General features: G+C 71.9%; 17 protein-coding genes. 9 read left to right on the top strand and 8 right to left on the bottom strand.

Annotation, left to right across the window (positions count from 1 at the left end; all coding sequences use genetic code 11):
• The first annotated feature begins 1 nt into the window (after window position 1).
• Window positions 2-868 carry a bifunctional DNA-formamidopyrimidine glycosylase/DNA-(apurinic or apyrimidinic site) lyase gene (gene mutM / locus ACEZDG_RS35415; protein ID WP_380518327.1) on the top strand — a complete coding sequence of 289 codons (867 nt, stop codon included), beginning with the start codon at window positions 2-4 and terminating at the stop codon, window positions 866-868.
• Window positions 869-875: 7 nt separating this feature from the next.
• Here mutM and ACEZDG_RS35410 read toward each other — a convergent pair whose 3' ends face one another.
• Complete coding sequence (locus ACEZDG_RS35410) at window positions 876-1,949, bottom strand: aldose epimerase family protein (RefSeq protein ID WP_380518324.1); 1,074 nt, start codon at window positions 1,947-1,949, stop codon at window positions 876-878.
• A 97-nt stretch (window positions 1,950-2,046) separates the two neighbouring features.
• On the opposite strand from ACEZDG_RS35410, the gene ACEZDG_RS35405 reads away from it, so the two are divergent.
• Window positions 2,047-3,081 carry a LacI family DNA-binding transcriptional regulator gene (locus ACEZDG_RS35405; protein ID WP_380518322.1) on the top strand — a complete coding sequence of 345 codons (1,035 nt, stop codon included), beginning with the start codon at window positions 2,047-2,049 and terminating at the stop codon, window positions 3,079-3,081.
• Between the two features lie 17 nt (window positions 3,082-3,098).
• Here ACEZDG_RS35405 and ACEZDG_RS35400 read toward each other — a convergent pair whose 3' ends face one another.
• From ACEZDG_RS35400 to ACEZDG_RS35375, 6 genes are all read right to left on the bottom strand, one after another.
• Window positions 3,099-4,127: an ABC transporter permease gene (locus tag ACEZDG_RS35400; RefSeq protein ID WP_380518319.1), complete on the bottom strand. Its 1,029-nt coding sequence runs from the start codon at window positions 4,125-4,127 to the stop codon at window positions 3,099-3,101.
• Window positions 4,124-5,095 carry an ABC transporter permease gene (locus tag ACEZDG_RS35395; protein ID WP_380518316.1) on the bottom strand — a complete coding sequence of 324 codons (972 nt, stop codon included), beginning with the start codon at window positions 5,093-5,095 and terminating at the stop codon, window positions 4,124-4,126. The genes ACEZDG_RS35400 and ACEZDG_RS35395 overlap by 4 nt, the downstream gene beginning before the upstream one ends.
• On the bottom strand, window positions 5,092-6,720 hold the full coding sequence (locus ACEZDG_RS35390) for a sugar ABC transporter ATP-binding protein (protein WP_380518313.1): 1,629 nt from the start codon (window positions 6,718-6,720) through the stop codon (window positions 5,092-5,094). The genes ACEZDG_RS35395 and ACEZDG_RS35390 overlap by 4 nt, the downstream gene beginning before the upstream one ends.
• A 101-nt stretch (window positions 6,721-6,821) precedes the next feature.
• The gene (locus ACEZDG_RS35385) at window positions 6,822-7,934 is read right to left on the bottom strand and encodes an ABC transporter substrate-binding protein (RefSeq protein WP_380518310.1); all 1,113 of its coding nucleotides are present in this window, start codon (window positions 7,932-7,934) and stop codon (window positions 6,822-6,824) included.
• Between the two features lie 285 nt (window positions 7,935-8,219).
• Window positions 8,220-8,918, bottom strand: a complete 699-nt coding sequence (locus ACEZDG_RS35380) for a hypothetical protein (RefSeq protein WP_380518307.1) — start codon at window positions 8,916-8,918, stop codon at window positions 8,220-8,222.
• Window positions 8,919-8,932: 14 nt separating this feature from the next.
• A complete protein-coding gene (locus tag ACEZDG_RS35375; RefSeq protein ID WP_380518304.1) occupies window positions 8,933-9,769 on the bottom strand; it encodes a CAP domain-containing protein in 837 nt (278 codons plus the stop codon).
• Window positions 9,770-9,911: 142 nt separating this feature from the next.
• Here ACEZDG_RS35375 and ACEZDG_RS35370 point away from each other — a divergent pair, with 142 nt between their 5' ends.
• From ACEZDG_RS35370 to ftsY, 4 genes are all read left to right on the top strand, one after another.
• Window positions 9,912-10,193 carry an acylphosphatase gene (locus ACEZDG_RS35370; protein WP_380518301.1) on the top strand — a complete coding sequence of 94 codons (282 nt, stop codon included), beginning with the start codon at window positions 9,912-9,914 and terminating at the stop codon, window positions 10,191-10,193.
• Between the two features lie 357 nt (window positions 10,194-10,550).
• On the top strand, window positions 10,551-10,754 hold the full coding sequence (locus ACEZDG_RS35365; RefSeq protein ID WP_380518298.1) for a hypothetical protein: 204 nt from the start codon (window positions 10,551-10,553) through the stop codon (window positions 10,752-10,754).
• A gap of 233 nt (window positions 10,755-10,987) precedes the next feature.
• Window positions 10,988-14,680 carry a chromosome segregation protein SMC gene (gene smc, locus ACEZDG_RS35360; protein WP_380518296.1) on the top strand — a complete coding sequence of 1,231 codons (3,693 nt, stop codon included), beginning with the start codon at window positions 10,988-10,990 and terminating at the stop codon, window positions 14,678-14,680.
• Between the two features lie 95 nt (window positions 14,681-14,775).
• Window positions 14,776-15,948 (top strand): signal recognition particle-docking protein FtsY, encoded by a 1,173-nt coding sequence (gene ftsY, locus ACEZDG_RS35355; protein ID WP_380518294.1) that lies wholly within the window; start codon window positions 14,776-14,778, stop codon window positions 15,946-15,948.
• Window positions 15,949-16,015: 67 nt separating this feature from the next.
• Here ftsY and ACEZDG_RS35350 read toward each other — a convergent pair whose 3' ends face one another.
• Window positions 16,016-16,555 (bottom strand): DNA primase, encoded by a 540-nt coding sequence (locus ACEZDG_RS35350; protein ID WP_380518290.1) that lies wholly within the window; start codon window positions 16,553-16,555, stop codon window positions 16,016-16,018.
• A gap of 427 nt (window positions 16,556-16,982) precedes the next feature.
• Between ACEZDG_RS35350 and nsdA the strand changes: the two genes are divergently transcribed.
• From nsdA to ACEZDG_RS35335, 3 genes are all read left to right on the top strand, one after another.
• Complete coding sequence (gene nsdA, locus ACEZDG_RS35345) at window positions 16,983-18,443, top strand: transcriptional repressor NsdA (protein WP_380518287.1); 1,461 nt, start codon at window positions 16,983-16,985, stop codon at window positions 18,441-18,443.
• A 366-nt stretch (window positions 18,444-18,809) separates the two neighbouring features.
• Window positions 18,810-20,159, top strand: a complete 1,350-nt coding sequence (locus tag ACEZDG_RS35340) for an ammonium transporter (RefSeq protein WP_380518284.1) — start codon at window positions 18,810-18,812, stop codon at window positions 20,157-20,159.
• Window positions 20,156-20,494, top strand: coding sequence for a P-II family nitrogen regulator (locus ACEZDG_RS35335; RefSeq protein WP_380518281.1), 339 nt, complete (start codon window positions 20,156-20,158; stop codon window positions 20,492-20,494). Before ACEZDG_RS35340 ends, ACEZDG_RS35335 begins: the two co-directional genes overlap by 4 nt.
• Window positions 20,495-20,597: the final 103 nt, after the last annotated feature.

Raw genomic sequence — 20,597 nt, 5'->3', positions numbered from 1 at the left:
GGTGCCCGAGCTGCCCGAGGTCGAGGTGGTACGCCGCGGTCTCGACCGCTGGGTCAGCGGGCGCACGGTGGGTTCGGTCACCGTGCTGCACCCCCGGGCGGTGCGCCGCCACGCGGCCGGCTCCGAGGACTTCGCCGCGCAGCTCGCCGGACGGACCCTCGGTCCGGCGCAGCGCCGCGGCAAGTACCTCTGGCTGCCGATCCCCGGCACCGGCTCCTCGCTGCTCGGCCACCTCGGGATGAGCGGCCAGCTGCTGATACAGCCCGAGGACGCCCCGGCCGAGACCCATCTGCGGGTCCGGCTCCGCTTCGCCGACGACACCGGCACCGAGCTGCGCTTCGTGGACCAGCGCACCTTCGGCGGGCTCGCGGTCGAGGACGCCGATCCCAGTGACCCGGACGCGGCTCCGCTGTCGCTGGCGCACATCGCCCGCGACCCGATGGACCCGCGCTTCGACGACAACGCCTTCCTGTCCGCGCTGCGGAGGCGCAGCACCGGCGTCAAGCGGGCGCTGCTGGACCAGACCCTGATCAGCGGCGTCGGCAACATCTATGCCGACGAGGCGCTGTGGCGCGCCAAGCTGCACTACGAGCGCCCGGCCGACACCCTCTCCCGGGCCCAGGCCGCGCTGCTGCTGGCCTCGGCCCGCGAGGTGATGGCGGCGGCCCTGGCGGTCGGCGGCACCAGCTTCGACAGCCTGTATGTGAACGTCAACGGCGAGTCCGGCTACTTCTCCCGGGCCCTGGACGCCTACGGCCGGGAGAACGAGCCCTGCAACCGCTGCGCCACCCCGATGCGCCGGGCCGCCTGGATGAACCGCTCCAGCTACTTCTGCCCGCGCTGCCAGCGGCTGCCCCGGCCCCGCTGACCCGCCGTCAGCTCCCGAAGTCCAGCACCGTGGCCGAGCGGTACTCCTCGCCCGGCCGCAGCACCGTCGACGGATAGTCCGGGCGGTTGGGGGAGTCGGGGAAGTGCTGGGTCTCCAGGGCGACGCCGGAGTAGCGGCCGTAGGCCCGTCCGGACGGGCCGGTGAAACTGCCGTCCAGGGTGTTGCCGGTGTAGACCTGGATGCCGGGCTCGGTGGTGGAGAGCTTCAGCGTCCGTCCGGAGGCGGGGTGGCGCAGCACCGCGACCCGGCGCGGATTGCTGGTCCGGCCGCCGTCCAGGGCCCAGCAGTGGTCGTAGCCGCCGGCGATCCGCAACTGCTCGTCCTCGGCGCCGATCCGCTCGCCCAGCGGCCGGGCCGAGGTGAAGTCGAAGGGTGTCCCGGCGACCGGGGCGGGGCCGCCGCCGAGCGGTCGCAGCTGCGGGTCCACCGGCAGGTACGCGGCGGCGGCGAGGGTGAGTTCATGGTCGAGCACGCTGTCGGCGCCCTCCCCGGCCAGGTTGAAGTAGGAGTGGTTGGTCAGGTTGACCACGGTGGGCGCCTCGGTGTCGGCCCGGTAGTCGATCCGCAACTGCCCGGCCGCCAGGGTGTAGCGCACGCTGGCCCGCAGCGTCCCGGGGAAGCCCTGGTCGCCGTCCGGGCTGGTCAGGCTGAGTTCGACGCCGCCGGCCAGGGGTCGCGCGGTCCACAGCCTGGTGTCGAAGCCCTGCTCGCCGCCGTGCAGGGAGTTGGGGCGGGGCTGGTCGCTGAGCGGGACCAGGTGCACCCGGTCGTCCAGCCGGAAGCGCCCGGCGGCGATGCGGTTGCTGTAGCGCCCGATGGTCGCGCCGAAGTAGGGTGCGCGACCGAGGTAGCCCGTCAGGTCGCGGTGGCCCAGGGCGATGTTCGCGGTTCTGCCGGAGGAGTCGGGGACGTGCAGGGCCTGCAGGATCGCACCCAGGGTGAGGACGGAGGCGGTGAGGCCGGTACCGTCCGTGAGGGTCCACCGGTGTACCGGTGAGCCGTCGGGGAGGGTTCCGTAGTCGTCGCGGACTGGTGTGGATGACTGGGCTGGAGAGAGCACGGGCAGGACTCCTGATCCGATATTCTAACGTTGTAACGCAGCAGCTGATGCCGCCGTGGCCTCAGAGCCTGATCGGGTAGGACGAAAGGTCGACTCAATGGCCGGACGAATGGGCGGATCGACCGCACCGAGGCTCAAGGACGTGGCCGAGGCCGCCGGGGTGTCGGTGAAGACCGTGTCCAACGTGGTGAACGGCTCGGTGCACGTCGCCGAGGAGACCAGGGCCCGGGTCCAGCAGGCGATCGACTCGCTTGGCTACCACCCCAATGTGATGGCCAGGCGGCTGCGCACCGGGCGCAGCGGGGTGATCGCGCTGGCTTTCCCCGAGCTGCCCTCGCCGTACTTCGCCGAACTGGCGGTCGAGGTGATCGCGGCAGCCCGGCGGCACGGCTGCACCGTGCTGATGGACGACACGGCCGGCGACCCCGGCGCCGAGCTGCGGATCGCCTCGGGCCTCGGTGACCCGATGATCGACGGGGTGATCCTCAGCCCGCTCGGCCTGGACCAGGCCGAACTGGTCTCCAGGGAGCGCCCGATCCCGCTGGTGCTGCTCGGCGAGGCCGACTTCGGGCCGGTCGCCGACCGGGTGCACATCGACAATGTCGCCGCCGCCCGCGCCGCCACCCAGCACCTGATCGACCAGGGCTACCGCCGGATCGGGGCGATCGGCTGGCAGGACCCCAGCCCCCGGGCCACCGCTCAGCAGCGCCTGCTCGGCTACACCCAGGCCCTGGAGGGGGCCGAACTGCCGGTGGAGCAGGCGCTTTTCCCGCCGGTCCGCTCCTACTTCCGCCCGGACGGCGCGGCGGCGATGCGCAGGCTGCTGAAGCTGCCGGACCGCCCGGAGGCGGTGTTCTGCTTCAACGACCTGATGGCGCTGGGCGCCATGCGGGCCGCGCACGAGGCCGGGCTCCGGGTTCCCGAGGACATCGCCCTGGTCGGCTTCGACGACGTGGAGGAGGCCGAGTACGCGATCCCCTCGCTGACCACCATCGCGCCGGACAAAACGAAGATCGCCGAGGCGGCGGTCGGCGCCCTGCTGGACCGGATCGCCAACGGCTACACCGAGCCCAGCCGCATGATCACCCCGGGCTTCCGACTGGTGGTCAGGGAGAGCAGCCGCCGTCGCTGACGCCTGCGGGGCCCCGCTCAGTTGAGCCGCCGGGCTCGGCTGAGCAGGGTCTGCAGCAGCACCACCACGGCCAGGAACGCGCCGTTGACGGTGTCGGTGAAGGCCGACCCGTACTGCGAGAAGTAGTGGTCGATCAGATTGTGGATGACCGCGAGCAGCAGCACCCCGCAGACCGTGCCGCCGATCGAGCCGGCGCCGCCGGTGAGCAGCGTCCCGCCGATCACCACCGAGGCGATGGCGGTGAGTTCGTAGCCGACGCCGATGGTGGTGACGCCGGATCCGAGCCGGGAGCCGGCCAGTGCGCCGGCGGTGCCGGCCAGGGTGCCGGAGAGCAGGTAGACCAGCACCTTGGCGCGGGCCACCGGCAGTCCCATCAGCACCGCGGCGTTCTGGTTGCCGCCGAGCGCGGTCAGGGTGGCGCCGAACCTGGTCCTGGTGAGCAGCAGCGCGCCGAGCCCGAACAGCGCGGCCACGATCAGCACCGGCGTCCAGACCCCGGCGCCGAGGTTCCGGAAGGCCGAGTGCTGCGGGATCAGATAGGTGGTCGAGCCCTCGTCGGTGAGCGCCTGCAGCAGCCCCCGGGCCCCGAGCAGTCCGGCCAGGGTGACGATGAACGGCGCCATCCCGGCCCTGGCCACCAGCAGGCCCTGCACCGTTCCCCAGAGCGCGCAGACCGCGATCGGCAGCAGGATCGCCAGCCAGGTCCCGGTCTGCGCGCCCCTGGCGGCGAGCACGCCGCCGAGCGCGTAGAGCGAGCCGACCGATAGGTCGATCCCGCCGGTGGTGATCACAAAGGTCATCGCCAGCGCCAGCAGCCAGACGAAGGCGTTGTTGCCGAGGATGCTGCTGATGTTGGACCAGGTGGGGAAGGTGCTCGAGGTCGCCGAGGCGATCACGCAGACCAGCACCAGGACGGCCAGCGCCCCGCGGCGCTGGATCTGTCCCGACAGCCGTTCGAGTCTGGTGGCCGGTTCGGCGCCGCCCTTCGACGGCGGGGCGTCCGGGGCGGGTGTCGCGGCAGTGCTGCGCGCGGTGGTGGAGCTCATCGGGTACCACGCTCCCGTGAGGCGTAGACGGCGAAGCAGATGATGGCCGCTTCGACCAGCTGGGTGTACGAGGGGGGAACGTTGTGCTGGTTCAGCACCGCGCTGATCAGCTGCATGAACAGGGCTCCGGCGACGGTGCCGGCCACCCGGACCTTGCCGCCGCTGAGCGGGGTGCCGCCGACCACCACCGCGGTGATCGCGCTCAACTCCATGCTCAGGCCCTGGTTGGCGGGGTCGGCCTCGGCCCCGTGGCCGACGATCAGGATCCCGGCCAGCGCCGAGAGCACCCCGGAGACCACGTAGACGGTGACCAGCACCCGGCGCACCGGCAGTCCGGAGAGCCGTCCGGCCTGGCGGTTGTCGCCGATCGCGACCAGCTGCCGGCCGAAGGTGGTGCGCCGCACCACCAGGCCGACCAGCACCGCCGCCAGCAGCGCGATCCAGGCCATCAGCGGCACCCCGAGCAGGCTGTTCTCGCCCAGGGCCAGCAGATTGGGGTCCATGATCGGCTTCGCGGAGGAGCCGTTGACCAGCTCGGCCAGCCCGCGCACACCGATCATCAGCGACAGCGTCGCCACGATCGGCTGCACTCCGGCGAAGGCCACCATCGCCCCGGCCACCAGGCCGGAGACCGCGCCCAGCGCCAGTGCCAGCGGGATCGCCATGCCCAGGCCGTAGCCGAGGTAGAGCGGGACCACCGCGGCGGACAGCGCGATCACCGCGCCGACCGAGAGGTCGATCCCCTCGGTGCCGATGACCAGGGCCATGCCCAGCGCCACCAGCAGCGTCGGAGCCAGCTGGAACAGCTGGACCCTGGCGTTGCCGGACGACAGGAAGGTGGTGTCCAGGGACACCGCGATCACCAGCAGCAGCACCAGCGCCGCGTAGACGCCGTACTCCTGGAGCAGGTGCAGCAGTCGGGGCCGGTCGAGCACCGGCCCGCCGCGTTCCGCAGTGGTGCTGCTCAACGGTCGTTCTCCTCAGCTGAGGCGGTGACAGGTGACGGGTCGTCGACGGGGCCGGTGGCGAGGGCGGCCAGCAGGGCCGGCTCGGTGACCTGGTCGCCGTCCAGACGGCCGACCATCCGGCCCTCCTTGAGCACCAGCACCCGGTCCGAGCCCTCGATCAGCTCCTCCAGCTCGGAGGAGATCAGCACCACCGCCATGCCCTCGGCGGCCAGTTCCTCGATCAGGCCCTGCACCTCGGCCTTGGCGCCGACGTCGATGCCGCGGGTGGGCTCGTCCAGCAGCAGCACCTTGGGGTTCATGCAGAGCCAGCGGGCCAGCAGCACCTTCTGCTGGTTGCCGCCGGACAGGTCGCTGACCTTCTGCTCCGGGCTGGAGGCCTTGATCCGCAGCCGGTCCATGAACAGCTTCACCACCGCGTCCTGCTTGGCGGTGGAGACCACCCCGCCGCGGGACAGCCGGGGCAGCGCGGCCAGCACGATGTTCTCCCGCACCGACAGGCTGGGCACGATCCCCTCGACCTTGCGGTCCTCGGGCAGCATCACCACCCCGGCCCTGATCGCCGCGGCCGGGCTGCGGTGCCGCAGTTCGGCGCCGTCCACGGTGACCGTCCCGGCGTCGCTCGGCAGCGCGCCGACGATGGCCTTGGCGGTCTCGCTGCGCCCGGAGCCGAGCAGTCCGCCGAGCCCGAGCACTTCGCCGGCCCGGACGTCCAGGTCGACCCCGTGCAGCCGGTGACGGACGGTCAGATCCCGTGCGCTGAGCACGGGTTCGCTGTTGTCGCGGGTGTGCTCGGTGCTGCCGAAGGCGGTCGTACCGCCCCGCTTGACCTCGGACATCTCCCGGCCCAGCATCAGCGAGACCAGCCGCAGCCGGTCAAGACCGGCCATCTCGCCGGTGTGCACCACCTGGCCGTCCCGCATCACGGTGACCCGGTCGCAGATCCGGTACAGCTCCTCCAGCCGGTGGCTGACGTAGACCACGGCGATGCCCTGGGCCCGGAGTTCGCGGATCACCCCGAACAGGGTGTCCACCTCGCGCGGCTCCAGCGAGGAGGTGGGCTCGTCCATGATTACGACCCGGGCGTCGATGCCGACCGCCCGGGCCAGCGCGACCATCTGCTGGGCGCCGAGGCCCAGCGTGTGCAGCGGACGGCCGACATCGGCGTGCACGCCGTAGCGGGCCAGCACCTCGGCGGCCTCCCGCAGCATCCGGCGCTGGTCGATCAGGCCGAAGCGGCGCGGTTCGCGGCCCAGGAAGAGGTTGCGGGCCACCGACATCAGCGGGACCAGGTTCACCTCCTGGTAGATCGTGGAGATCCCGGCCGCCTGGGCCTCCAGCGGGCTGTGGAACGCGAACTCCGCGCCCCCGAGCCGCATCTCGCCCGCGTCCGGGCGGTGCACGCCGGTGACCACCTTGATCAGGGTGGACTTGCCGGCGCCGTTCTCGCCGATCAGCGCGTGCACCTCGCCGGCCCGCAGGCTGAAGTCGACGCCGCGCAGGGCGTGCACCCCGGCGAAGCTCTTGCTGACGCCGGAGACCTCAAGTACGGGCGCGGCTGCGGGATCGGGCGCCGGGTCGGGCGCCGGGTCGGGCCCGGGTATCTCGGTGGGTGGTGTCTGCGGCACCGGGTGCCTCCTTGCCGTCGTGGTCGGCCGTCGTGGTCGTGCGGGAGCGCCCGCGCCGCGGGGAGCCGTCCCCGGGGCGCGGGCGGTGTCGGCCGCCCGGGTCAGTAGACGAGGCCCTGGGCCAGTGCGTCCTTGGCGTTGGCCGTGGTGAAGTGGTTGTCCTTGATGATCACCTTGGGCTGGACCCCGGTGGTCCCGAAGAAGTCCTGCAGCGACTGGAAGGCCAGCGGGCCGAACCGCGGGTTGGTCTCGATGTCGGCGGCCAGCTGGCCCGCGACGATATCCTGCACCGCCTGCTGGATCCCGTCGATGGACACCACCTTGATGTCCTTGCCGGGGGTCTTCCCGGCCGACTTGATGGCCTGCAGCGCGCCCAGCGCCATGCCGTCGTTCTCGGCGTAGACGGCGGTGATGTCCGGGTGGGCCTGGAGCATCTGCTCCATCACCTTCTGGCCGTCGGTCTGGTCGAAGTTCGCGGTCTGCGAGGCGACCACGGACAGGTTCGGGTACTTCGCCGCGAGCTGGTCGGTGAAGCCCTTGGTGCGGTCGGTGGAGACGTTGTTGCCCGGGGTGCCGGAGAGGATGGCGACCTTGCCGGTGCCGCCGGTCGCGGTGGCCACGTCGTCGGCGGCTATCTGGGCCTGGCCGTAGAAGTCGGAGCCGATGAAGGCGATGAAGTCGCTGCACGCGGTGCCGGTGACGCTGCGGTCGATGGTCAGCACCGGGATCTTCTTCGCCTTGGCCTGCGCCAGCGCCGGGCCGAGGCCGTCCGAGTTCTCCGGCGCCACGATCAGCACCTTGGCGCCCTGCGCGATCATGTCCTCGATCTGCGAGTTCTGGGCGTTGACGTCGGCGTTGGCGTTGCGCTCGATCAGCTTCACGCCCAGCGACTTGGCCTGGTCCTCGATCGACTTGGTCTCGGTGGCCCGGAACGGGTTGCTGGTGGACTCGGACTGCGAGAAGCCGACCACGGTCTTGCCGTCGGTGATGTTCAGCGCCGGGATCCCGCCGTTGTAGGTGGCGGCGGTGCAGCCGGGTCCGGCACTGGCCGACGGGGTGACGACCTGTTGCGCGGCGGCGGTGTTGGCGGCCGAGGCCGAGCCGGTCGAGCCTGCGGCGGTGGTGCTCGCCTTGGTGCAGGCGCTGGCGGTGAAGCAGAGGACGGCGGCCAGGGCGGCGGCCGGTGCGGCCTTGCGCAGCGTGGTGGCGTTCATGCGCCGATCACATCCTTGTGAGGGTGGGGGAGGGAGGCCGGGCGGGAGGCTCATTCCAACGATGTAACGGGGACATTGAGACATCAGTCCCAGGGCGTGTCAAGAGTTTTGGTCGGCATCTGGGGAGTTCTGTTTCAGTCCGAGGGCACAGATGGTCGCCCTTGGGGGTCCGGACCTGCACAGGTGTCATTATGTTGACTGAACACCGTCGAATCCGGTCGTTCCTGTGGACTCTTGACGTGTTCTGTTGGAAGTGCCTGAATAGGCATTACAACGATGTGCAAGTCACACAGCGATCGGTGTCTGCTCGATCCACCACTCGCCGGCGCCGCTGGCGAGCCTGCGTGCCCGTTCCCGCTCCGCCTCCGCCCGGGTCAGGAACACCGACGTGGGGGTCGCCGGCCCGGCCGCACCGGGAAAGTCGCCAAGACGGAACATCAGCACATAGACATAGCGATACCTGGTCCTGGCGACGGCCTCGACAAGCTCCTCCAGTGAGGCGGCCCTGCTGGTCAGGCCGCCGTCGACACCGAGGAGCACCTGGTCCGACCAGGGCGGCCGCCCCTCCTCGACCGCGCTCGAGAAGGGGCTCGGCTCAAGATCGCCGCCGAGGTCCTCGTACCAGCCGAAGGCGCCGCTGACCACGAAGTCGGGGCTTCCCCCGGTTTCCAGGACCAGGATCCGGTCGTCGCCGGTCGGAGTCGGTGCGACCTGCTCGCGGATCCCCGCGGCCTCCTCGGCGGTGGCGCAGCGGACCACCAGGCCGTGGTAGTCCTGACGCAGCTTCATCGCCCGCACGGGCTTGAAGAGCAGGTCGACACGCGTCGGCTCGCCGGACCGGCCGTCGGCCCCCTTCCGGCTGCGCAGCAGCGTCTGGCCGTGGCTGACGGTCTGCGCCCACAGGCTGAACCGCCGGGTCGAGCGGAACAGCTCCCGACCGGGGGCGAAGGCCTGCTCGGTGTTGAACCACCGGCTCGATTCCATGTCCCGCTGTCGCCTCAGAAGCCGAAGTCCTGGGTCCACCAGGGGCCGCCGGTGGTGGCGTAGTACACGCCGACGCCCAGGGAGTGGTAGGTGCAGTTGAGGATGTTGGCGCGGTGGCCCGGGCTGTTCATCCAGGCGGTCATCACATCGTCCGCGGTCTGCTGGCCCATGGCGATGTTCTCGCCGCCGAGGTTGGTGATGCCCAGGACCTTGGCGCGGTCCCACGGGGACTTGCCGTCGGGGTCGGTGTGGTCGAAGAAGTTCCTGACCGCCATCTCCTGGCTGAAGTTCTGGGCGAGGGTGTCCAGCGGCTTGGACGCGGTCAGCGCGCCGCAGCCGTTCTTCGCGCGCTGGGCGTTGACCAGGTCCAGGATCTGGCTCTGGGCCGAGGCGATCAGCGCGTCGGTGGTCCTGCTCACGAGCGTCGCGCTGCCGGACGCGCTCGGCGCGGCCGTGCTCGGGGTCGGCGTGGCCGTGGCCTTGCTGGGGGACGCGGTGGCCGTGGGCGTCGGCTTCGGGGTGGTGGAGGGGCGCGGGCTGCTCCCGCCGCCCGTTCCGCCGGTCCCCAGCGGGGCGCCCGCGCCGCCGGTGGCGTCGGGCCGCGCGGTGCCGGTGGCGCTGCGGTGGGCGACCGGGGTGTGCCCGGCCGGGTCGCCGGCCACCACCACGCTCGCGGGCACCCCCGGCGGCAGCGGCAGCACGCCGCTGAACACGCCGCCCGCCCCCGCGGCCAGCGCCGTGCAGCAGACCGCGAGCACGACCCGCGGGCCCCGCTTGCGCTTCCGCCTGCTCGGCCCCGATCGGGCGGTGCGGCGGTGCGAGGCGGGGCTGCTCTGTGCGTGACGTGGCATGGCTGCCGCTGTCCCTTCCTGGCCCCCCGACCGAAGACTGGCCATCGTCGTTCACCCGGACGGGTGATGCAGGGGAGCGTAGGGCATAACCGGGGGGACGCGCGGGCCCGCGGGGCAACGTGCTGGTGAGAGACTCGTGGACATGGGTGACGAGGTCCGGATGACCGCCTGGGTGCGCGGTGCGGTGCAGCAGGTCGGCTTCCGCTGGTGGACCAGGTCACGGGCGCTTGAGCTCGGGCTGCTCGGCTACGCGTCCAATCTGGGCGACGGACGGGTGCAGGTGGTGGCCGTGGGCGGCCGGGAGCAGTGCGAACGCCTGCTGGAACTGCTGCGGCACGGCGACACGCCCGGCCGGGTCGACGGGGTCACCGAGATATGGGGCGGGTCGCCGGACGACGGCTACCAGGGCTTCGCCATCCGCTGACCCCGGCCGACCCGCGCGCCGGCCGCCGCCGATCCGCATCCGAACCGTGGCGGATCCTTGCCGCAGTCATATGGTTGCGCTCGCGGCCATACCGTGGTTGACTCCGCTCCGAGCGGTGATCCACCGCCACAGCGCGTAGCGTGACGAATCCGCTGCCCTGCGCTGTGGGAAGGGTTGCACGCTGTGATCGTGTTGACCCTTTTCGCGTTTGGTGAGACGCTGGAAGCCCGCGCACTCGCACGTACAGTCCAAGGCGTTCGGCCCCGAAAAGCCTGACAATGACTGCCCTCCGGGTGCGTACCACAACCACGACCCCACCTTAAACGGTCGGTCACTCAGCGTGGAGGACCATCCATCATGGCAAAGGCGCTTCTCGGTTACGTCGGCGGCCCCGACCCGCGCGTGCTCTCCGAGATGCGACGTCTTCAGCAGCGAGTCCAGGACCTGGAATCCGAGCTCACCCGGATGCAGGCCGAGAACGACGCGCTGTCGTCCGTCGCTGACCACGAGCAGCTGCTTCGCAGCATCGACGTACCCCAGCCGGTACCCGCCTACTCCTGATCTTCTGTCAGTCCTCGGTCCGCAAGCCGAGGACTGTCCCGGATCCGGCGGGCGGCATCGCCACAGAGATAGTGCAAGGGACGCCCACCGTGGCGTCCCTTCGTCATTTTCGCGTCACCCCGCATACCCCCGCCCGGTAACCCCTCGTTCCTGGCATGCCCGCTCCCCCCGCAGGTGAAACCCGCGCGCCGGGTCCACCGGTGCCGGCGGCGGGCCCGGATAGAGTGCCAAGCGTGCATCTCAAGAGCCTCACGCTGCGCGGATTCAAATCCTTCGCGTCCGCGACCACTCTGCGCTTCGAACCCGGGATCACCTGCGTCGTCGGACCCAACGGCTCGGGCAAGTCCAACGTGGTCGACGCGCTGTCCTGGGTGATGGGCGAGCAGGGCGTGAAGTCGCTGCGCGGCGGCAAGATGGAGGACGTCATCTTCGCCGGGACCAGCGGGCGCACCCCGCTGGGCCGCGCCGAGGTCGCGCTGACCATCGACAACAGCGACGGCGCGCTGCCGATCGAGTACAGCGAAGTCACCATCTCCCGGACCATGTTCCGCAACGGCGGCAGCGAGTACGCGATCAACGGGAACACCTGCCGGCTGCTCGACATCCAGGAGCTGCTGTCCGACTCCGGCATCGGCCGCGAGATGCACGTCATCGTCGGCCAGGGCCAGCTGGACTCGGTGCTGCACGCCGACCCGATGGGGCGCAGGGCGTTCATCGAGGAGGCGGCCGGGGTCCTCAAGCACCGCAAGCGCAAGGAGAAGGCGCTGCGGAAGCTGGACGCGATGCAGGCCAACCTGACCCGGGTGCAGGACCTGGTCAACGAGCTGCGGCGGCAGCTGAAGCCGCTGGGACGGCAGGCCCAGATCGCCCGCAGGGCCGCCACCATCCAGGCCGACCTGCGCGACGCCCGGCTGCGGCTGCTCGCCGACGACCTGGTGACGCTGCGTCGAGCGGTGGAGGAGGAGGTCGCCGACGAGATGGCGCTGCGGCTGCGCCGGGCCGGGGTCGAGCAGGAGCTCACCGCACTGCAGCAGCGGGAAGCGGTGCTGGAGGCGCAGGTCGCCCAGCTCGGACCGCGGGTCGAGCAGGCCCAGCAGACCTGGTTCGCCCTGTCCTCGCTGGCCGAGCGGGTGCGCGGCACCATCGGCCTGGCCGAGGCCCGGGTCCGGCACGCGCAGAATCCGGGCACGGAGGAGCGGCGCGGACGCGATCCGGAGGAGATGGAGCGCGAAGCGGCCCGGATCCGCGAGGAGGAGGCCGAGCTCAAGGAGGCCCTGGAGGAGGCGCAGTACGCGCTCGCCGAGACGGTGGAGCTGCGGGCGGAGCTGGAGCGCTCGCTCGCGGCCGAGGAGCAGCGGCTGCGCGCGGCGGCGCGGGCGCTCGCCGACCGGCGGGAGGGGCTGGCCCGGCTCCAGGGCAAGGTCGCGGCGGCGCGGTCGCGCGCGGTGGGCGCGGGCGAGGAGATCGGACGGCTCGCCGAGGCACGGGACGGCGCGCGGGAGCGCGCGGAGGCCGCGACCGAGGAGTACGAACTGCTCAAGGCGCAGGTCGACGGCCTTGAGGCGGGGGACGAGGAGGCGGAGGCGCAGCTCCGCGAGGTGCGGACGGCGCTGGCCGGGGCCGAGGAGGCGCAGTCGCGGGCCCGGGAGGAACTGGCGGCGGTGGAGCGGGAGCGGGCCGGGCTCTCCGCCCGCCGGGAGGCGCTGGCGCTGGGGCTGCGCCGCAAGGACGGGACCGGCGCGGTGCTGGCCGCGGGGGAGGGCGGCGGCCTCGACGGGGTGCTCGGGCCCGCGGCCTCGCTGCTCCGGGTCCGCCCCGGCGCGGAGGCGGCCGTCGCCGCGGCCCTCGGCCACGCGGCCGACGCCGTCGCGGTCACCGGCCTGCCCGCGGCCGTCGCCGCGCTCCAGCACCTCCGCGCCACGGACGCCGGCCGGGCCGGCCTTCTGGTCACCGTCGGTGAGGCCGCCCCTGCGGGGGTCGGTGACGGAGCGTCACCATCGGCCCCCGCCGAGGGCCCGCTCGCGGCCCGGGCCGCCGCGGCGGCGGTGACGGGGCCGGCCGGTCTGGTCCGAGTGCTGCGGGAGCTGCTCGGCGGATATGTGCTGGTGGAGACGCTCGCCGAGGCGGAGGCGCTGGTCGCCGGGCACCCCGAGCTGACGGCGGTGACCGCCGAGGGCGACCTGGTGGGCAGCGGGTTCGTCTACGGCGGCTCCGCCGCCGCGCCCAGCCTGCTGGAGACCCAGGCGGCCGTGGACGAGGCGCACGCGGCGCTGGACGCGCTGGCCGGGCGGCGCGAGGAACTGGCCGCGGGCCTGGAGCAGGCCACCGCGCGGCGCGGCACGCTGGCCGCCGAGGCCGAGGCGCTGGCCGCCCGGCGCCGGGCCGCCGACAAGGAGAAGTCCGCCGTGGCCCAGCAGCTCGGCCGGCTCGGCGGCCAGGCCCGCGGGGCGACCGAGGAGGCCGACCGGCTGGCCGCCGCCGCGGCGAAGGCCGAGGCGGCCCGGGAGCAGGCCGAGGCCGACCTCGCCGAGCTCTCCGAGCGGCTGCTGGTCGCCGAGGAGGTCCCCGCCGACGAGGAACCGGACACCGGCGTCCGGGACCGACTGAACGAGGAAGCCGCCCGCTCCCGGCAGACCGAGATGGAGGCCCGTCTCTCCGTCCGTACCCACGAGGAGCGGGTGCGCGGCTTGGCCGGCCGCGCGGACTCGCTGGACCGGGGCGCCCGCGCCGAGCGCGAGGCCAGGGCCCGTGCCGCCGCCCGGCAGCAGCGGCTGCGCCAGGAGGCGCAGGTGGCCTCGGCCGTCGTCGACGGCAGCCGGCAGCTGCTGGCGTTCGTGGACTCCTCGCTGCGGGCCGCCGCCGACGAGAAGCTGTCCGCGGAACAGGGCCGGGCCGAGCGGGAGACCGAGCTGACCGCCGAACGCGCCCGCAGCCGCGCGCTCAAGACGGAGCTGGACCAGCTCACCGACTCGGTCCACCGCGACGAGGTGCTGCGCGCCGAGAAGCGGCTGCGGATCGAGCAGTTGGAGGCCAGGGCGCTGGAGGAGCACGGCATCGAGGCGGACGGACTGCTCGCCGAGTACGGCCCGGACCAGCTGGTCCCGCCCTCGGCCCCGGCCGACGGCGAGGAGCCGGAGGCGGACCCGCGTCCGTACCACCGCGCCGAGCAGGAGAAGCGGCTGCGGGCGGCCGAGAAGGCGTACACCCAGCTCGGCAAGGTCAACCCGCTGGCGCTGGAGGAGTTCGCGGCGCTGGAGGAGCGGCACCAGTTCCTCAGCGAGCAGCTGGAGGACCTGAAGAACACCCGCCGCGACCTGCTCACCGTGGTCAAGGAGGTGGACGAGCGGGTGGAGCAGGTGTTCACCGCCGCCTACCACGACACCGCGGCCCAGTTCGAAGGGGTCTTCTCCCGGCTGTTCCCGGGCGGCGAGGGCCGGCTGGTGCTGACCGACCCGGAGAACATGCTGACCACCGGCATCGACGTGGAGGCCCGGCCGCCGGGCAAGAAGGTGAAGCGGCTGTCGCTGCTCTCCGGCGGCGAGCGCTCGCTGACCGCGGTGGCGCTGCTGGTGTCCATCTTCAAGGCCCGCCCCAGCCCGTTCTACGTCATGGACGAGGTCGAGGCGGCGCTGGACGAGACCAACCTGCGGCGGCTGATCGGCCTCATGGAGGAGCTGCGGGACAGCTCCCAGCTGATCGTGATCACCCATCAGAAACTCACCATGGAGTGCGCCGACGCCCTCTACGGCGTGTCCATGCGCGGGGACGGCATCTCCCAGGTCATCAGCCAGCGGCTGCGGGACGAGCCCCGCCGCCCCCCGCGCCGGATCCTGCCCGCCCAGCCCACCGGCCCCGCCGAGCCGACCGGCCCCGCGGAGCCGACCGGTCCCACCGGCCCGGCGCCGGCTCAGCCGTCCAGCGCGTAGGCCGCCCGTCGGACGCGTCTATTCAGTGACAAAAGTCCCCGGTTCCTGCGGCTTCTGCCGTACCCGCACGCCTGTCCCTGATACTGGGTGGCGTCATGGAATACATCATCATTGCCGTAGTCATCGCCGTCGCCCTCATCGGAGCAGCCGCCGGTCTCGTCGTCACCGGCAGGCGCCGCAAGGAGCTGCCACCGCCGCCGGCCGCCCCGCCGCAGGTCGGGGCGCCCACCGCCGAGCCGTCCGGGCAGCCCTCCGCCGAGCCCTCCGCCGAGCCGGGACCCGTGGTCCAGGCCGAGCCCGGGCCGGTCGCTGGGCCGCCGCCGCTGGACGTCCCCGAGCCCACCGCGGGACGCCTGGTCCGGCTGCGCTCACGGCTGTCGCGCTCGCAGAACTCCATGGGCAAGGGCCTGCTCGCCCTGCTCTCCCGGGACCACCTCGACGAGGACACCTGGGAGGAGATCGAGGAGGTGCTGCTGGTCGCGGACGTCGGCGTGGCCCCGACCCAGGAGCTGGTCGAGCGGCTGCGGGCCCGGGTGAAGGTGCTCGGCACCCGCTCACCGGACGAGCTGCGCACCCTGCTCCGCGAGGAGCTGACCACCCTGGTCGACCCGACCATGGACCGCACCCTGCACACCGCCCGGCACGAGGACGAGCAGCCGCCGCGCCCGGCGGTGGTGCTGGTGGTCGGCGTCAACGGCGTCGGCAAGACCACCACCAGCGGCAAGCTGGCCCGGGTGCTGGTCGCCGACGGCCGGACCGTGCTGCTCGGCGCGGCCGACACCTTCCGCGCCGCCGCCGCGGACCAGCTGCAGACCTGGGGCGAGCGGGTCGGCGCCCGTACCGTGCGCGGCCCCGAGGGCGGCGACCCGGCGTCGGTGGCCTTCGACGCGGTCAAGCAGGGCATCGCCGAGGGCGCGGACACCGTGCTGGTGGACACCGCCGGGCGGCTGCACACCAAGACCGGTCTGATGGACGAGCTGGGCAAGGTCAAGCGGGTGGTGGAGAAGCACGGCCCGGTGGACGAGGTGCTGCTGGTCCTGGACGCCACCACCGGCCAGAACGGCCTGGTGCAGGCGAAGGTCTTCGCCGAGGTCGTGGACATCACCGGCATCGTGCTGACCAAGCTGGACGGCACCGCCAAGGGCGGCATCGTGGTCGCGGTGCAGCGCCAGCTGGGCGTCCCGGTGAAGCTGATCGGCCTGGGGGAGGGCGCGGACGACCTGGCGCCGTTCGACCCGGCGGCCTTCGTGGACGCGCTGATCGGCTGAGCCGACCGTCGCCGACGAGCAAGGCGGAGGAGCCGCCGTCCCGGACCGGGAGGGCGGCTCCTGCCGTTCAGTGCCGTCCGACCAGCTCGGCCACACCCCGGTGGCAGGCGTAGGCGAGGGTCCCCAGCAGCAGCCGGGCCTCCGGCGGCCGGGCCGCGGTCTCCGCGGTGGGGCGGCGCAGCCAGCGGGTCGTCGGCGTCGGCGGCGCGGGCACGGACGAGCCCGCGCCGTGGCAGGCGAGGTCGAGGTGGGCGTCGTCCCAGCCGGTCTTGTAGAGCAGGTCGGGCAGGGTCTCCGCGGTGTGCGGGGCGACCAGGAACAGGGCCCGGCCGCCGGGCCCCGCCAGCACAGGACCGGGCCTGACCCCCATCCGCTCCAGCCGGACCAGCGCCCGGCAGCCGACCGGCTCGGGCACGTCGAGCACGTCGAAGCCCAGCCCGGTCACCAGCCGCAGCTCGGACCCGTCCAGTTCCACCGTCCAGCCCCAGTGCCGGGTGTACTCGGCAGCCGTCTGGGCCGATCGTTGCTGCCCCCGGCTGGCGCGGGCACGCCCACGCGGGCCGGGCGACCGGCCGCTGAAGATCGGGTTGCCGAACAGGATGTCCAAGTCCACTCACCACCAACCGAATTTGAGTACCGATGGTTACGCCACGGGGCGCGACCAGGAGCGCGGAGTTGTGACCGGGCGCGTGATTGACGTCTCCACGCCCCCCGATCTGATGGGAATTCCGGAACCCGTTGCCGGGGCGTCATGGATAGGGGAAGGTCGTATCCAGATCCAGTGAAGCGCGCCGAGGAAGCCTCACGTTCACTCGTAGGGGTGGCGAAGGGTGGCGTTTCCGGGGGCTGACTCCCCCGAACGGCCGAAAGCGCGCTACGTTCGCTCCGCAGGCTGGTGATGTCGCGTCTCGGCGGTTATGCCAGAGGCAACCGGCTTGCAGGCAACGATCTCTGACGGATCGAAAGATCACGGGTCGTACGGATCCGACGATCCACGGTGCAGTAGCGGGCAAGCTCGGGATGGGGGCGTTCCGGTGGGCGAGAAGCAACCCAACGAGCAACTGACGGCGTGGTTCGTCAGAAGCGGTTGGTCCAAGGGCGAGTTGGCGCGCCAGGTCAACCGGCGGGCCCGGCAGATCGGCGCCAGCCACATCAGCACCGACACCTCGCGGGTGCGTCGCTGGCTGGACGGCGAGAGCCCGCGCGAACCGATTCCGAAGATCCTCTCCGACCTGCTCTCGGAGCGCTTCGGCTCGCTGGTCACCATCGAGGACCTGGGGCTCAAGGCCGTCCCCAACCTGACTCCGGGATCGGGGGTGGACCTCCCCTGGAACGGCAGCCAGACGGTCCAGTTGATCTCCGACTACTCCCGCAGCGACCTGATGCTCAACCGCCGCGGCTTCCTCGGCACCTCGCTCGCACTGACCGCGGGGTCCGCGCTGATCGAGCCCATGCAGCGCTGGCTCACCCCGGCCCCGGGCGGACTGCCGACCCCGGCCCTCGCCGCCGCCCGCGCGGGCCGGGCGCCGACCGGCCGGATCTCCCCGCCGGAGCTGGCTCTGCTGGAGTCCACCGTGCGGATGTTCCGCCAGTGGGACGCCCAGAACGGCGGCGGCCTGCGCCGCAAGGCCGTGGTGGGCCAGCTGCACGAGGTCTGCGACCTGCTGCAGGAGACCTACCCGGCCGACGTCACCCGCCGGCTGTTCCAGACCACCGCCCAACTGGCGCACCTGGCCGGCTGGATGTCCTACGACATAGGGATGCACCCCAGCGCGCAGAAGTACTACGTACTCGCGCTGCACGCCGCCAAGGAGGCGGGGGACCGGCCCTTCGGCGCGCTGATCCTCTCCGACATGTGCCGGCAGATGATCCACCTCAACCGCAGCAACGACGCCCTGGAACTGGTGCACCTGGCCCAGTACGGCAGCCGCGACACCGCCACGGCCCGGACCAGCGCGCTGATGCACGCGCTGGAGGCCCGCGCCTACGCCAACCTCGGCGAGGTCAACAAGTGCTACCGGGCGGCCCGGCTGGCCGAGGACTCCTTCTCGGACATCAGCGTCCCGGTGGACCAGGAGCCCGACTGGATCACCTTCTTCTCCGAGGCCGAGCTCAACGCCGAGAACGCCCACTCCTACCGCGACCTCAGCTACCACGCGGGCCGCAGCGACGTGTACGCGCTGCAGGCGCAGCCGGTGATGGAGCGGGCGGTGGAGCTGTTCGCCCAGGATCCGGACCACCAGCGCTCCTACGCGCTCAACCTGATCGGCATGGCCAGCGTCCACCTGCTGCAGCGGCAGCCGGAGGAGGCGGCGGCGTCCGCCCAGCAGGCGGTGGACATCGCCATCAGGATCCGCTCGGAGCGGGTCAACACCCGGGTCCGCAAGACCACCGCGGCGGCGGTGGGCGAGTTCCGCGACGTGGCCGAGGTGACCCGGCTGCGCGAGCGGGTCAGCCAGGAGCTTCCCGAGTACACCCGCAACCAGGCGGTCTGACCGGCGGTCCGCGGCGACCGGCGGACAGCGTTTTTCAGCCAGCGAAGGCCCCCGGAAATCCCTGCTCCGACCGCGGAAACCCTCCACACTCGGCTCCCCCATGCCAGGTCTGCGTGACGGTTTCCGCGGTCGGTCATTATTCGCCCCGACGGCATCGCAGGGCGTCAGGGTAGCGGTACGTATGCGTTCCGGTTCGAGTGTTCACTTGCGCGTAACACCGCTGTCAGCTTCGTCACGGCCGCGAAACATGGTCAGGCATCGGCCGAAACCGCCCTCCGTCAATCTCCTCATCAATAGCTGACGCCTCCGGGGGCACGGGACGGATACCCGGAGGACGGAGCAGCTCAACACTCGAGGAGACGCCGAATGCCTAGCGGCTTCAGCGGCGGGGACACCGCTTTTGTACTCATAAGCGCGGCACTGGTCATGTTGATGACGCCGGGCCTTGCGTTCTTCTACGGCGGCATGGTGAGGGTGAAGAGCGCCCTCAACATGCTGATCATGAGCTTCATCGCGCTCGGGATCGTCACGGTCCTGTGGGTGCTGTACGGCTACTCGCTCAGCTTCGGGACGGACTCGTTCCACGGCCTCATCGGCAACCTGCACATGTTCGGCATGCGCAACATCGGCATGAACGAGCTGAGCGGAACCATCCCGGTCTTCGCGTTCGCCGCCTTCCAGCTGATGTTCGCCGTCATCACGCCGGCCCTCATCAGCGGCGCGATCGCCGACCGTGCCAAGTTCTCGGCCTGGGCGCTCTTCCTCGCGCTCTGGGTCACCATCGTCTACTTCCCGGTCGCGCACTGGGTGTTCTACTTCAACGGCGGCCAGGGCGGCTGGCTCGGCGACCGGATGCACGTGCTGGACTTCGCGGGTGGGACCGCGGTCCACCTCAACGCCGGTATGGCGGGTCTGGCCCTGGCCTTCGTGCTCGGCAAGCGGGTCGGGTTCAAGAAGGACCCGATGCGTCCGCACAGCCTCCCGCTGGTGATGCTGGGCTCCGGTCTGCTGTGGTTCGGCTGGTTCGGCTTCAACGCCGGCTCCGCCCTGGCGGCGAACGGCCTGGCCGGCATCGCCTTCATGAACACCCAGATCGCCACCGCTGCCGCCATGATCGGCTGGCTGGCCTACGAGAAGATCCGGCACGGCTCGTTCACCACGCTGGGCGCCGCCTCCGGCGCCGTCACCGGCCTGGTCGCGATCACCCCGGCCTGTGCCTTCATCAGCCCGCTCGGCTCGATCGGCCTCGGCCTGTTCTCCGGTGCGCTCTGCGCCTGGGCGGTCAGCCTCAAGTACCGCTTCGGCTTCGACGACTCGCTCGACGTGGTCGGCGTGCACGCGGTCGGCGGCGCCACCGGCGCCCTGCTGATCGGCCTGCTCTCCACCGGCCACGCCGGCTCCCCCTACGCCGGCCTGTTCTACGGCGGCGGCTTCACCCAGCTCGGCCGTCAGGCCCTGGGCGTCGCGGTGGTCGGTGCCTACTCCTTCGTCCTCGCCTACATCATCGGCAAGGCGATCGACAAGACGATGGGCTTCCGGGTCTCCGAGGACGTCGAGGTCGCCGGCATCGACCAGGCGGAGCACGCCGAGTCGGCCTACGACTTCAGCGCGGTGGGCGCGGCCCTGTCGAAGGCCCTGGTGTCGGTCGGCGCTCCCGCCGAGGACGAGGCGACGGAGGCCGACTCGGCCGACGCGGGAACGAAGGTTGAGGCATGAAGCTGATCACCGCGGTCATCAAGCCGCACCGGCTGGACGACGTGAAGGAGGCCCTGCAGGCCTTCGGCGTCCACGGACTCACCGTCACCGAGGCCAGCGGCTACGGCCGGCAGCGCGGCCACACCGAGGTCTACCGGGGCGCGGAGTACACCGTCGACCTGGTGCCGAAGGTCAGGGTCGAGATCCTGGTCGAGGACGACGACGCGGAGGGCCTGATCGACGTGCTGGTCAAGGCCGCCCGTACCGGCAAGATCGGTGACGGCAAGGTCTGGAGCGTCCCGGTGGAAACCACCGTCCGGGTGCGCACCGGTGAGCGCGGACCTGACGCACTGTAGTAATCGTTACCTGTGACACCAGGCAGTACAGGCAACAATGGCATCTCGCAAGGGGCGGGGGGGCCGGGCTGAAGCCCGGCTCCCCCTTCCGGCGTTCTTCACT

Origin of the sequence: Streptacidiphilus alkalitolerans, assembly GCF_042511045.1 — a bacterium.
Classification (GTDB): Bacteria; Actinomycetota; Actinomycetes; order Streptomycetales; family Streptomycetaceae; genus Streptacidiphilus; species Streptacidiphilus alkalitolerans.
This window is presented reverse-complemented; position numbering and strand designations above follow the sequence as displayed.